The 13182-nt window shown below is 71.8% G+C and carries 11 protein-coding genes; 6 read left to right on the top strand and 5 right to left on the bottom strand.

The window, feature by feature from the left end; all coding sequences use genetic code 11:
* Positions 1–5: 5 nt before the first annotated feature.
* From BM342_RS06690 to BM342_RS06715, 6 genes are all read left to right on the top strand, one after another.
* Positions 6–1622, top strand: a complete 1617-nt coding sequence (locus BM342_RS06690) for an O-antigen ligase family protein (protein WP_177232086.1) — start codon at positions 6–8, stop codon at positions 1620–1622.
* Positions 1619–2479, top strand: coding sequence for a glycosyltransferase (locus tag BM342_RS06695; RefSeq protein WP_092964646.1), 861 nt, complete (start codon positions 1619–1621; stop codon positions 2477–2479). Before BM342_RS06690 ends, BM342_RS06695 begins: the two co-directional genes overlap by 4 nt.
* Entirely contained in the window at positions 2476–4074 is a 1599-nt protein-coding gene (locus BM342_RS06700; protein WP_092964647.1) for a lipopolysaccharide biosynthesis protein, read from the top strand. The genes BM342_RS06695 and BM342_RS06700 overlap by 4 nt, the downstream gene beginning before the upstream one ends.
* Positions 4071–4943, top strand: coding sequence for an SGNH/GDSL hydrolase family protein (locus BM342_RS19830; RefSeq protein WP_177232087.1), 873 nt, complete (start codon positions 4071–4073; stop codon positions 4941–4943). The genes BM342_RS06700 and BM342_RS19830 overlap by 4 nt, the downstream gene beginning before the upstream one ends.
* The gene (locus BM342_RS06710; protein ID WP_092964648.1) at positions 4940–5902 is read left to right on the top strand and encodes a glycosyltransferase; all 963 of its coding nucleotides are present in this window, start codon (positions 4940–4942) and stop codon (positions 5900–5902) included. Before BM342_RS19830 ends, BM342_RS06710 begins: the two co-directional genes overlap by 4 nt.
* A gap of 76 nt (positions 5903–5978) precedes the next feature.
* Entirely contained in the window at positions 5979–6938 is a 960-nt protein-coding gene (locus tag BM342_RS06715) for a glycosyltransferase family 2 protein (protein WP_092964649.1), read from the top strand.
* Here BM342_RS06715 and BM342_RS06720 read toward each other — a convergent pair.
* From BM342_RS06720 to BM342_RS06740, 5 genes are all read right to left on the bottom strand, one after another.
* A complete protein-coding gene (locus BM342_RS06720) occupies positions 6887–8044 on the bottom strand; it encodes a glycosyltransferase (RefSeq protein ID WP_092966639.1) in 1158 nt (385 codons plus the stop codon). The genes BM342_RS06715 and BM342_RS06720 overlap by 52 nt on opposite strands.
* 33 nt (positions 8045–8077) lie before the next feature.
* On the bottom strand, positions 8078–9595 hold the full coding sequence (locus BM342_RS06725; RefSeq protein ID WP_092964650.1) for a sugar transferase: 1518 nt from the start codon (positions 9593–9595) through the stop codon (positions 8078–8080).
* A gap of 387 nt (positions 9596–9982) precedes the next feature.
* On the bottom strand, positions 9983–11200 hold the full coding sequence (locus tag BM342_RS06730) for a glycosyltransferase (RefSeq protein WP_177232088.1): 1218 nt from the start codon (positions 11198–11200) through the stop codon (positions 9983–9985).
* Positions 11197–11757, bottom strand: a complete 561-nt coding sequence (locus tag BM342_RS06735) for an acyltransferase (protein WP_177232089.1) — start codon at positions 11755–11757, stop codon at positions 11197–11199. The genes BM342_RS06730 and BM342_RS06735 overlap by 4 nt, the downstream gene beginning before the upstream one ends.
* Before the next feature lie 140 nt (positions 11758–11897).
* Positions 11898–13139: a polysaccharide pyruvyl transferase family protein gene (locus BM342_RS06740; RefSeq protein ID WP_092964653.1), complete on the bottom strand. Its 1242-nt coding sequence runs from the start codon at positions 13137–13139 to the stop codon at positions 11898–11900.
* Positions 13140–13182: the final 43 nt, after the last annotated feature.

Consider the following 13182-nt stretch of genomic DNA (forward strand, 5'->3'; position numbering starts at 1 on the left):
CGCAGGTGGGAGCCCGCGACCACGTGTCGCGGGCCGGCACCGCAGGCGCAACCGTCGACGGTCCGCCGAGCCGCGGTCGGATCGTCGCGGCGGCGCTCGTGCTCGCGGTCGTCGCGTTGACGGCCGTGCTCCTGCTGCCGCCGCTCATCGCCGCGGCGGCGCTCGGGACCGTCGCCGCGATCGTGCTGCTGCGTCGGTTCATCTTCACCTGGACCGCCATGATCATCGGCCTCGCGGCGGTCATCATGCTCGTTCCCGCCCGCCGGTACGCGATCCCCATTCCGCTGCCGTTCCAGCTCGAGCCGTACCGGCTCGTGCTCGGCATCGTGATCGTGGCCCTCGTGGTCTCGCTCATCCTGAAGCCCGAGGTGCGGTGGCGGCCCGTCGCATTCGGCTGGCCGATCGGCATCTTCCTCGTGACGATCGCGGTGTCGTTCGTCGTGAACGTCACCGACCTCGCGAACGCCGCGCTCATCGGCACGGCGGTCGGCGGCATGCTCCAGATGGGCTTCATGCTGGCGGTCTTCTTCGCCTTCCGGATGCTGCTGCGCAGCGAACGCGACGTCATGCTGCTCATCACGTTCGTCACCTGGGCCGGCGTCGTCGTCGCCTTCTTCGCGGTCATCGAGCGCCTGTCACGGTTCAACGTGTTCCTCGTGCTCGGCAACTTCCTGCCGCTCACGCTGCTCCGCGAGGGCGGCGACGTCAGCCGAGCCGGCGTGGCGAGGGCGTTCGGTTCGGCGCAGCATCCGATCGCCCTCGCCGTCGCACTCTGCATCCTGATCCCGCTCGCCGTGTACCTCGCGAAGTACGCGGCATGGCCGCTCAACGAGATCAACCGCAAGATCGTCTACGGCGCGGCGACCGTCATGCTGTTCGGCGGGATCATGGCCGCGATCTCGCGCACCGCGGTGGTCGTGCTCGCCGTGATGTTCCTCGTGACCCTCATCCTGCATCCGAAGGTCGCGGGCGTGCTGTTCGCGCTCGCGCTGCCGGTGATGCTGCTCGCGGCCGCGGTGATCCCGAAGGTGTTCGAGTCGATGGTGCTCTCCTTCCTCGACGTCGACTCCCTCGTCGCCTCGCAGTACACTTCGGCGGGCATGGGCGGTGCCGGCCGGCTGGCCGACCTCGACCCGGCCATGAAGCTGGTCGAGCAGCAGCCGTTCTTCGGCAGCGGGTTCGGCAGCCGCATCGTGATCGGCGACGACGCGAACGCGTTCATCCTCGACAACCAGTTCCTCGGCACGCTCATGGAGACGGGTGCGCTCGGCGTGCTCGGGCTCGCGGTGTTCCTGCTCGTGCCGCCGATCATGCTGCTGCGCTTCGCATTCACGCAGGCGGCCGAGCGCCGTCACGCGCTCCTCGCGTTCACGATCGCCGTCGCGATCTCCGGGTACGTCGCCGCGATCTTCTTCTACGACGCGTTCGGCTTCTTCCAGACGTTCTTCATCCTCTGCATCCTGCTCGCGGTCGGCGCGTGGCTCCTCACCGAGGCGCCGAGACGGTCGGCGACGAAGGCTGAAGAGCGAGCGGATGCCGCGGCATCCGTCGGCCCTGCGACCGGCAATCGCGGCACGGACGCGATGGCGCCCGCCGGCGACGTGCTCGAGGCTGCGCGATGACGGCCAGGATGTCGGTGGTCATCCCCGCGCACGACGAGGCGGCCGTCATCAGTCGCCTGCTCGAGGCGCTCGTCGCCGACCCGCGCGCGGCCGAATGCGAGATCCTCGTCGTCGCGAACGGATGCACCGACGCGACCGTGCGGGTGGCCCGCACCTTCGAGCCGGTCGTGCGCGTCGTCGAGATCGGGACGGCGTCGAAGATCGCGGCGCTCGAGGCGGGGGATGCCGCGGCGACCGCCTTCCCGCGGGCCTACGTGGACGCAGACGTGCTCATCGACCTGCCGGCGTTGCTCGCGCTCGCCGACCGGCTCGACGAACCCGGCGGGCCGCTGATCGCGTCGCCGCGGCTCGAGGTCGACACCACGGCCTCGTCGTGGGGCGTGCAGGCGCACTACCGCATCTGGGAGCTGACCGACTATCGCAGGCGCGGCCACATCGGCTCCGGCGTCTACGCGTTGACGCGGGCCGGTCGCGAACGGTTCGACTCGTGGCCCGACGTGATCGCCGACGACCGGTTCGTGCAGCAGCTCTTCGCGCACGACGAGCGCGGCACCCTCGAGGAGCACGTCTTCACCGTCCGTGGCGCGCGAACGCTCGGCGCGCACCTGCGGAGGTCGACGCGCATCGCGCGCGGCAACCTCGAGCTCCCCGACGACCGGAGCCTGCACGCCGACGAGCCGATCGGAGACCGGATGGCGAACCTGATCGGCCGCGTCGCGAGACGCCCCGCCCTCTGGCCGGCATTCGCGGTGTACTGCGCGACGTCGACCATCCCGCGGGTGCGCGCGCACCGGCAGGTCGTCGGCGACGCCGCACGCGACTGGGCGCGCGACGACTCGAGCAGGGTGGGCGCATGAGCGGGCAGGGCGGCGACCGGCTCGCGCACACGTCATCGCGCGGAGTCCTCGTGACGATGGGCGGATTCGGCGGCAAGACGCTGATCCAGGTGGCCTCGACGGTCGTGCTCGCCCGCATGCTGACGCCGGCCGACTTCGGACTCGTGGCCATGATCACGGCCATCGTCGGCGTCGCCGACCTCGTTCGCGACTTCGGGCTGACCGGCGCGATCATCCAGGCGAAGCAGCTCAGCGAGCGCATGTGGATGAGCGTCATGTGGCTCTCGGTGGCCCTCGGCATCGGCCTGACGGCGATCATCGCCGTCAGCGCCCCGCTCATCGCGATGCTCTACGGCGAGGAGCGCCTGATCCCGCTCACCCTCGCCATCGCGCCGATCCTGCTCATCAACGGACTCTCGATGCCGATGCAGGCGCGCGTGCAGCGCGACCTCAAGTTCGGCACGCTCGCGAACATCGACGTCGTGTCGATGCTCTGCGGCGTCGTGCTCGGCATCGGCGCCGCCGCGATGGGGTGGGGCGTCTGGTCGCTCATCGTCATGTCGGGCGCCGGCCAGCTGTACCGGCTCATCGCGCTCTGGGTCGCCTCCCGGCCGAAGTTCGGGCGGCCGTACATCTCGCGCGAGGTCGTGCCGCTCGTCACGACCGGTGGCAGCATCTTCGGCGTCCAGCTGCTGAACTACGCGGCCAAGAACGCCGACAACGTCATCATCGGCCAGCAGATGGGGCCGGCGGCGCTCGGCCAGTACTCGCGGGCGTACGCGCTCTACCTGCTTCCGATGCAGCAGCTGAACGGCACGCTCGGGCGGGTCGCGCTCCCGGTGCTCAGCAAGCTGCAGGACGACGGCGACCGGTACCGCAGGTACATCCGCGGCGCCCTCATGATCATCGGCTACCTCACGATCCCGGTGTACGCGGTCGCGGCGGCGGTCTCGTCGCCGCTCATCGCGATCCTGCTCGGCCCCGGCTGGGAACAGGCAGCGACGCTCTTCAGCCTGCTCGCGATCGCCGGCATCGCGCAGTCGATCGGCAGCGTGCTCGGATGGCTCTACATCACGCTCGGGCGTGCGCATCGACAGCTCGTGTACTACCTGGTCACCCGCCCGATGGTGATCGGCGGCTACTTCCTCGGCATCTGGTGGGCGGGCGTCGAGGGGCTCGCGCTCGTGTACGGCCTGCTCACGCTCGTGCTGCTCGTTCCCGGCTTCTACTACGCCACCGTCGGCACGTTCGTGCGCGTCGGCGACATCATCCGCCCGATCGTGCGTCCGGTGATCCTCGCACCGCTGTGCTTCGGCGCCGCGTTCGCGGTGGAGCGCCTGACCGACGGCCTGCCGACGATCGTGCAGCTCGTGCTGGGCGCGGCCGCCGGCGTCGTGCCGCTGTTCCTCTGCCTGGCGATCCCCGCCTACCGCCGAGACCTGGCCGCGATCATCGGCTTCGTCAAGCAGGTGCGCAAGCCCGCAGCAGCCAGGACGACCGACGAACCGAGGGCGGAGGCGAAGGCCGAAGCCGAGTTCGAAGCGGCCGTCGACACCTCGGTCGAGACCGCAGGCGAGGCGACCACCATGACCGACTCCCGGAAGGCGGACTCATGACCCGGACCACAAAGGCACTGGCCGCCGCGACCGTCGTGCTCGCGGCGCTCGCGCTCGCCGCGTGCACGCCGAGCGCCGCCGCGCCGCCCGACCTCGCCGACGTCGAGCAACCGGCGTCGGCGCCGTCCGTCGCGACGCTCGGCATCCTCGGCGACTCGGTCTCGCTCGGCGTGAACGCGTGCGCCGAGCCCGGACAATGCGCCCAGGCGTCGTGGTCGGGCGGCAGCGACCCCGCGGTCGGGTCGGTGGCCGCGCGGCTCGCCGCGGCATCCGGAACCGAACCGGACGTCGTGAACGCGGCCAAGGACGGCGGGGACGTCGAGGACGCCCTCGGCCTGGCCGATGAGGTCGTGGCGGCACAGCCCGAGCTCGTGACCGTGCTGCTCGGCGGCAACGATGCGTGCGCGCCGACGCTCGACGAGATGACGCCGGCGGCCGACTACGAGTCGCGCCTCGGGGCACTGCTGACGAAGCTGAACACCGAGGTGCCCGGCGCCACGGTCCTCGTGCTCTCGGTGCCCGACCTGCACCACCTCTGGGAGATCGGGCGCACCGACGCGAGCGCCGTGCAGGCGTGGAACTCGAGCCCGTCGTGCAAGAACCTGCTCGGTTCGGCCGACGACGACTCGGCCGCGGCGGACGAGCGGCGCGACGCGGTCGCGGCACGGGTCGTCGAGTACAACGAGGCGATCGTGCGCGTGTGCGCCGCCGCCGAACGCTGCATCGACGACGAGGGCGCGGTCTACGCCTACCCGTTCGAGATCGACGAGATCTCCTCGATCGACCACTTCCACCCGTCGGTCGCGGGCCAGCGGGTGATCGCCGAGATCGCCTGGCAGGCGCTCGAGAAGGGCGGTGCCGACGGATGACGACCATGCTGGTGGCCATCTCCGGCGGTCACCTCGCGCAGCTGCACCTGCTCGCCCCGCGCATCGCGGCCGGCGAGGAGGTCGTCTGGATGACCGACGACACCGCGCAGAGCCGGTCGCTGCTCGAGGGCCAGCGGGTCGTCCACGTGCCGACCCGGCCCCCGCGCGACACGATCGGGGTCCTTCGCGACACGCGCATCGCGAGGCGCGCGATCGCGGAGCACGACGTCGACCGCGTCGTGAGCTCGGGCGCGCAGATCGCGCTCTCCGCGCTCATCCCCGCCCTCGTGCGGCGCGTGCCGTTCAGCTACGTCGAGTCCGCGACGCGCGTGACGGGCCTGTCGACCACCGGCCGGCTCATCGACCGCATCCCGTCGGTCCGGCGCTACGTGCAGTATCCGAACCGCACCTCGGATCGCTGGGGGTACGCGCTCTCGGTGTTCGACGGGTATCGCGTCGAGACGGCCGCGAACGCGGCCGGGGGCGATGGATCGGAGGCCGCGGCGGCCATCCGCCGCGCCGTCGTGACCGTCGGGGGCAACGGCGAGTACGGCTTCCGGCGTCTCCTCGAATCCGCCGCCCGCGCGCTGCCCGACGACGCCGAGGTGCTCTGGCAGACCGGGTCGACGGATGTCTCGGGCCTGGCCATCGACGCCAGGCCGGCGGTGCCGTCCGCCGAGCTCTCGGCCGCACTCGCACGGGCCGACGTGGTCATCGGCCACGCCGGGACCGGCACCGCGCTCGCAGCCCTCGCCGCGGGCAAGGTCCCCGTGCTCGCTGCGCGATCCGTCGGGCACGGCGAACACGTCGACGGCCATCAGGACGACCTGGCCGCGTTCCTCGCCGATCGCGGACTCGCCATCGTGCGCCCAGCCGACGAGATCACGGCCGACGACCTCTTCGAGGCGTCGCGTCGTCGGGTGATCAGGCGCGACGACCTCGCGCCCGTGAGCATCTGAGCCGTGGGCGTGCGAGCCAGACGCCTCCCGGCATCCGTGAGCAGCTGAAGTCCCTCGACCCAGGAGCGGAGAAGACGTGCCCGAACTCAGCATCGTGGTCGTGAACTACAACACGCGCGAGGCGACCGTCGCCTGCCTCCGCTCGGTGCTCGACACGTCTGCGGGCGTCGACCTCGAGCTCGTCGTCGTCGACAACGGCTCGGCCGACGGCAGCGTCGAGGCGTTCCGCGAGGCATTCGCCGCCGACCCGGTGACGGTCATCGAGGCCGGGGAGAATCTCGGCTTCGCGCGCGGCGTGAACCTGGGCGCGCGCGCCGCCTCCGGCTCCTGGCTGCTGCTCCTGAACCCCGACACCGTCACGCTGCCCGGGTCGCTCGACGCGCTGCTCGCCTTCGCGCACGCGCATCCCGAGTACGGCGTCTACGGCGGTCGCACGCTTCGACCCGACGGCACGGTGGACCCGAGTTCGTGCTGGGGTGCACCGACCCTCTGGTCGCTCGCGATGTTCGCGTCGATGGCCTCCACCGCGTTCAAGCGCTCGCCCGTCTTCGACCCCGAGTCGCTCGGCGCCTGGCCGCGCGACACCGTTCGCGAGGTGCCGATCGTCACCGGATGCCTGCTCCTCATCCGCCGCGACGACTGGGAACGGCTCGGCGGCATGGACGAGGACTACTTCCTCTACGGCGAGGACGCCGAGTTCAGCATCCGCGCGGCCCGCGAGGGCCTGCGACGGGTCATCGTGCCGGACGCCGAGATCGTGCACGAGGTGGGCGGGTCGAGCGACGCCGGCGGAGCGAAGGGCTGCATGGTCATGGCCGGCAAGGTCACGCTGCTGCGCAAGACGTGGTCGCCCGTGCGCGCGGCGATCGGCGTGCGACTGCTCGTCGCCGGGGTCGGCGTGCGCGCCGGGCTCGAGACGGTCACCCGTCGCAGCCGGGCGCCCTGGCGGACCGTGTGGGCCCGCCGCGCCGACTGGGTCGACGGTTACCCGCGCGCCGAGGCCACGCTGTTCGGCAGGGAGCTCGCGGCGGCCTGACCGCCGAGCACCCAGTCGCGCACCTCGGACTCGAAGCGCGACGTGTCGAACTCGAGCGCCCGCGCCCGCGCGGCGTCGGGCGCGATCGCACGCACGGCCTCGACCGCAGCGGCGAACCCGCTCGGGTCGTCGGGGTCGTAGTGCACGCCCGTCACTCCGTCGATCACCGATTCGGCGGCCCCGCCCGTGCGGTTGACGATCACGGGGCAGCCTGCGGCCATCGCCTCGACCGGGATGATGCCGAAGTCCTCGACAGGCGGGAACACGAAGGCGAGCGCGTGCTGGAAGAGCGCGCGCATGAGCTCGTCGGAGACGCGGCCGAGCACGTGCACCGGGACCGGCGCCTCGGCGGCCAGCGCCTCGAGCCGTTCACGCTCGGGACCCGACCCGGCCACGACCACCGGGATCCCGAGCCGGGCGCCCATGCGGATGACCGCATCGTGCCGCTTGTACGGCACCAGTCTCGACGCCGCCATGAGGAAGCCGTGGTCCGGCAGGGCCGCGAGCAGGTCGCGTTCGGCCTGCGTGAGGTGGTCGGACCACCGCGGCACCGCGGCGATCGCCGCAGCATCGACGGGCGGGTGGATGACCCGCGCGTCACGATCCCACGCGCGGCCGATGCGCTCGCGCACGAACGCGCTGTTCGCCGCGAGCGAGCCGGATGCCGCGGCCGCACGTCGATCGACGCCACGGAGGTACGCGCGGGCGAACCCGGCCATCGGCACGACCGTGCGACTGTCGAGGTCGGGTTCCCAGAGGTACCTGGCCGGCGTGTGCACGTACGAGAACTTCGGCACCCCGCGTGCCGTGCCGAACCCGGCGTGGTGCGCGAAGACGTAGCTGCTCGTCACGACCCACTCGGGCTCGAGCGTGCCCCATCCGCGTCGCCAGGTGCCCGACATGAGCGGCAGCGAGAGCGCCTTGCGCCCGCGCAACGGCGTGCGTGCCAGCCACGACTCGTCGACGGCGTGCGGTGGGAACCGCGTCGGGTCGTCGTTCCAGAGGCAGGCGACCCGCGCGTCGGGGAGTGCGCTGCGCAGCCCGTCGAGCACCTGCTCGGCGCCCCCCGACTCCTCGATCCATTCCTGAACGATCAATCCGGTCATGAGCACGTCCGATCCTCGAAGGCGGTCTTCAGGTCAGTAGGCGCCATGGCTGCCGACGACCGCTCTCGCGGTCTTCAGCAGGATGACGATGTCGCCGGTGAGCGACCAGTTCTCGACGTAGTAGAGGTCGATCTTCACGCTCTCGTCCCACGAGAGGTTCGACCGCCCGCTGACCTGCCAGAGCCCGGTGATGCCGGGCTTGGTGAGCAGTCGCCGGTTGACGTCCTCCTCGTAGCGGTCGACCTCGGCGGGCAGCGGCGGCCTGGGGCCGACGAGGCTCATGTCGCCGACGAGCACGTTCCACAGCTGGGGGAGCTCGTCGAGCGAGTACCGGCGGAGCGTGCGCCCGATCGGGGTGATGCGCGGGTCGTCCTTCACCTTGAAGAGCACGCCGTCGGCTTCGTTGCGGGCCTGCAGCCCCGCGAGGCGGGCCTCGGCGTCGACCACCATCGAGCGGAACTTCAGCATCGTGAAGCGAGACCCGCCGACGCCCACGCGCTCCTGCCGGAAGAGCACGGGGCCGACGCTCGTCAGGCGCACGGTCATGGCGATGAGCGCGATCAGCGGCAGCAGCAGGAGCAGGATCCCGCCGGTCACGACCACGTCGAAGATCCGCTTGACCGCATGCGCGAATCCGGAGTACTGCGGCAGGTCGACATGGACCATGGGCAGCCCGCTGATGGGGCGCAGGTGGATGCGGGGGCCCGCGACATCCGTCAGCCGCGAGACCAGGATGAGCTCGGTGTTCGAGTTCTCGAGGTCCCAGCCGAGCCGACGGATCGTCGCGTTGCCGCCGGGCAGGTCTCCCGCGATGATGACCGCGCGGGTCCTGGTGCGCTTCGACGTGGCCGCGAGGTCCTTGAACTCCACGGCCGGAAGGTCGATCGACGAGCGCTTCGCCGATCGCGCGGGGCCGGCATAGGCGGCGCCGATGGCCCGGTATCCCACCCGGTACTGGCGTCGGAGCTCCTCGGTCACCCGCATCACGTCGTCGGGGCGGCCCACGATGATCGCGCCCGTCGTGCACCGGCCGACGCGGCGCATCCGGTGCAGCACGCCGCGCCAGGCCATGCGCCCGAGGAGGAGCAGCACGAGGCCGAGCGGGAAGGCGACCGCGAGGTAGCCGCGGGCGATGTCGATCTGGAACAGGAACGCGATCGCGGCGAGCGTGCCGAACGTGAGGAAGGTCGCATTCACGACCCGCTGGTACTCGACCATGCCGGTGCCGATGTTGCGCAGCATGCGCGACCTCGTCGCCGAGAGCGCGACGAGCCAGCCGACCGCGATCGCCGCGGTCAGCGTCAGGTACGCGAGATCGGACTGCGGCGTCGAAGCCTTCAGCCCGGTCGTCTGGAAGCGCAGCAGTTGGGCCACCAGCAGCGCCCCGATCACGAGGGCGGCGTCGGTCACCGAGAGCGCGAACACGAGGCGGTGCCGCCAGCCGAGCCGCCTCGGCTGCGCCACCACGCGGTGACCGACGGCCGTCGCCCGTTCGAGCAGGCGCTCGCCCGGCATGCCGAGCCGGGTGATGGATTCGGCCTCACTGGACATCGGACGACCCCCTCGGACGTCGGGCGGCTCCCAGCGGACCCGGCGTCGCGGACGACCTCCGAAGCCCGCATGCGGAATGGGTGCTTGGCGGGCGGACGCTGCCCTGTCGAGATGGAGCGCCGGCCCACGGCCCCCGGCCGTGTCCGGCCGGGAAGCCGACGACCTCGAAACGCGCTCTGCGGCGATCAAAGCATTCCGCCCGGGTCGCCGGTAGGTCTGCGACGGGCTGTTCACAGGGTCTTCAGGAGGGGGTTACACCCCCGACACAAAGCAGCCGGTCAGCGGCCCATCAGCGGTCGATCCTGCCCTCCGAACGGGGGGTAGGCGGCGCACTCACGAGCACACGGCAGACTCGACGGGCACCCGACCCGATCGTGCCGACCCACGTCAGGGACGCGCGAGACCGAGCATCATCTCGTGCCGCGCCGACCACGAGTTCGCCTCGATGAAGCCGAGGCGGAGCTCCTCGGAGGCACGGCCGAGCCCGAGCGCGACGTCGACCGCGTCGGCGAAGTCCGCGACGCGGTCGACGAGCAGCACGCGGTCGTCGATGTCCCGCACCGGCGGCAGGTCGATCGAGACGACCGGCACGCCGGCCGCGAGGTACTCGTAGACCTTGAGCGGGCTCATGGCCTCGGTGAGCGGCGTGCGGCGATGCGCGAGCAGGCAGACCTCGGCATTCCGCAGGGTCGCGACGAGCTCCGCGCGCGCGACGCTCGGATGGACGTGCACGTTCGCGAACCGCTGCAGGTCGGCCACGTAGGCGGGATCCGGGCACGGCCCGAGGAGCACCACCTGGAGCTCGGGCCTGCGGGCCGCGAGATCGGCGATGCCGGGCACGTCGAGCCTCGAGTCGAGGGTGCCCACGTACACCGCCCGGGGACCGGGGATCTCGGCGAACCAGGCCGGAGCCGCCGGGAGCAGTCCGAGCCATTCGTCGGGTTCGACCCCGTTCGGCACGACCATCGCCGGCCCGGTCGGTCCGATACGGTCGATGATCTCGGCGGACACGGCCGCCACGGAACGACCGGTCGCGGAGATCCGCCGGTAGGCCTCCCGGTACGCGGGCCAGTGCGCCCGCCTCGCCGGAGAACTCAGCCAGTCGTCGCGGGCGAAGAAGGTGACGCCCGACGCCCACTCGAACGGTGCGAAGCCGGCCACGAGCGGGTTCGTCGTCAGCACGTGCGGCCCCACGAGTCCGAGGCGGTCGGCGGCTCGCTCGAGCGAGCGGTCGTAGCGCGCGTACTCGATCGCGACGCCGGCGAGGTCGACCGGGTCGTCGCGCCTGAGCCGGGTCGGGCGGTGGTAGGCGACGCGATCGTCGGCGGGGAACCGCACGTCCCGGTCGAGCACGGGCGATGCCGCGACCCGCGGCAGCCACCGGAACGGGTCCGCGACCAGCAGCCGGCGCACCTCGGGACTGCGGATGAGGCTCGACAGGATCCGGTCGGGCGGCCGCATCATGCCGCGCCTGACGGCGTCGGAGTACGTCTCGTAGCTGAACGTGAAGACGAAGTCGGTCGGCTCGCCGCGGCGGCCGCGCGCGGCATCCGCTTCGCCGTCATCCTCGGAGAGGGCGTACGTGGCGTCGGAGTGCTCGCTCATCCGGCGAGCTCCCGGATCAGCCGGGCGGGCGCTCCGGCAACGACGCATCGCGCCGGCACGTCGTCGCGCACGACGGAGTTCGCGCCGACGACCGCACCGGCGCCGATCGTGACCCCCGGCATGATGACCGCGTTCTGGCCGATCCAGGCGCCGCGGCAGATGCGAACGGGTGCGACACGGTCGAGCGGTTGGTCGCGGATGAAGACGTCGGGCTGGTCGAAGCCGTGCGTGTGGTCGGAGATGTAGACCCCGCGAGCGATGGCGACGCCGTCTTCGAGGACGACGCTCTGCACGGCCGAGATCGAGGTCTGGTTCATGCGGACGCGGTCGCCGATGACGATCGTGGGCGACGGCCCGTCGAGGCGGGGGACGATCAGCCACGAGCCGGGGCCGATGAGCACGTCCGATCCGACGGCGATGCGGTGCGCGTTGCCCACCCGGAACGGCAGCAGGATCCGCGTGCGCGCTCCGAAGCTCGCGAAGCCGGTGGCGGCGATCTTCGAGAAGAGCGCATCCCTGGCCCGCTGCATGAGCAGTACCGCGTTCAGAATGTCCACGCCCGCCTCCCGTTCGGCGGAGACCCGACAGGACGCCCGAATCCGAATCCACGTCCTTCGAGCGTCCGTCATCGGCCGAGTCGCCAGCCCGATCAGCGTAACCTTCGCGGTGGTCGGCACGATGGCCCGACGCCGATTGTTTACCCGGAGGTAACAGTTCGGGCTGCGTTCGGCAGCCGCGCGAGATTGCGACCGGCGAGCGCGCGCACCTCGTCGAGGTGCGCGGTGATGGCGTGCGAGCGGTCCTCGGCGGCGTCGGCGGTGTCGGCGGTGATGCGGGCGAGGTCGGCGACGATCCGATCCGACGGCACGCACAGCCCGGGCGAACCGACGAGGTCCATGAGCCCCTCGACCTTGCCCTGCGTCGCCACGGTCACGGCCGGCACGCCGTGCATGAGGCTCATGACCGCGAGGTGCATGCGGCCGGTGACGGTCAACCTCGCCCGCGACGTCAGCCCCCGGATGGCTGCCGGCGAGAGCAGCCGGTCCACGAGCACGACGTCGGGGTCGTCGGCGAACAGGTCGGCCACTGCGGCGCAGATCGGCAGGTCGTCGGCGCCCGGTCGCGACACGTGCGGCACGAGGAGCACGCCGTGGCCGCGTTCGCGGAGCGTGCGGACGACGTCGACGTAGGGCTCGAGGCCGCCGTCGGAGGGAACGAGTCCCGAGAAGTTGACGAGGGTGAGCGGGCCCGTGACCCGGTCGGCCCAGGCCGCCGCCGTCTCCGGGTCGGTCCGGCGCGCGAGGAACACGATGTCGGCGCCGTCGACCACGGGCTCGATGCCGTCCGCGCGAGCGCGGGCGGCGGAGCGGGGGTCACGCACGATCGTGTCGACGCCGCGCCGGGCAGCCGCGCGCACCGCCCGGAGTGCGACGGGGTGCGGCGAGCCGTTCCAGCTGAACCCGAGGATCCGGGCGTCGATGCCGATCTCGGCGACGCGGCGCGCGAGGTTCGCGCGATTGGCGGATGCACGGTACCCGTACCCGCCGTCCATGACGTCGGCGCCGACGACCGAGAACGACGTCGCGGTGCGAAGCAGGGTCCGGAAGGCGCGGACGTCGCGAACGTGTCCGACGAGGTCGCCGTAGACGAGCGAGAGCAGCGGCACCACTCGCACGCGCTCGTCATCGATCGAATAGTCGGCCGGCCGCCGGCAGACGACGCTCACGCGCCCGTCGACGTTCTCGATGAACGCCTCGACGAGGGCCTGGTCGCCGATGTTGCCGCCGCCGGCGGGCGCGAGCAGCACGTGGTGCGGCGCGTCGCGCGGCCCTGCGACGCTCCGGCCCGAGAGCAGCAGGCGGTCGGCCGCGGCGAGCAGCCCTGGGGTGCGCAGCGGCTGCGAGAGACGCTGCCGCAGTGCTCCGAGTCCGTTGGCCATCGAGGCTCCTTCCGGTGGCGGGGTGCATTCGCGCGGGCGGCAC

Origin of the sequence: Agromyces sp. CF514, assembly GCF_900113185.1 — a bacterium.
In the GTDB taxonomy this organism is placed as follows: Bacteria; Actinomycetota; Actinomycetes; order Actinomycetales; family Microbacteriaceae; genus Agromyces.

Excerpts from the sequence above, each read along its gene's own strand:
- BM342_RS06710 (WP_092964648.1), top strand. The coding sequence starts at position 4,940 with ATGACGACCATGCTGGTGGCCATCTCCGGCGGTCACCTCGCGCAGCTG.
- BM342_RS06725 (WP_092964650.1), bottom strand. The coding sequence starts at position 9,595 with ATGTCCAGTGAGGCCGAATCCATCACCCGGCTCGGCATGCCGGGCGAG.
- BM342_RS06720 (WP_092966639.1), bottom strand. The coding sequence starts at position 8,044 with ATGACCGGATTGATCGTTCAGGAATGGATCGAGGAGTCGGGGGGCGCC.
- BM342_RS06740 (WP_092964653.1), bottom strand. The coding sequence starts at position 13,139 with ATGGCCAACGGACTCGGAGCACTGCGGCAGCGTCTCTCGCAGCCGCTG.
- BM342_RS06700 (WP_092964647.1), top strand. The coding sequence starts at position 2,476 with ATGAGCGGGCAGGGCGGCGACCGGCTCGCGCACACGTCATCGCGCGGA.
- BM342_RS06695 (WP_092964646.1), top strand. The coding sequence starts at position 1,619 with ATGACGGCCAGGATGTCGGTGGTCATCCCCGCGCACGACGAGGCGGCC.
- BM342_RS06730 (WP_177232088.1), bottom strand. The coding sequence starts at position 11,200 with ATGAGCGAGCACTCCGACGCCACGTACGCCCTCTCCGAGGATGACGGC.
- BM342_RS19830 (WP_177232087.1), top strand. The coding sequence starts at position 4,071 with ATGACCCGGACCACAAAGGCACTGGCCGCCGCGACCGTCGTGCTCGCG.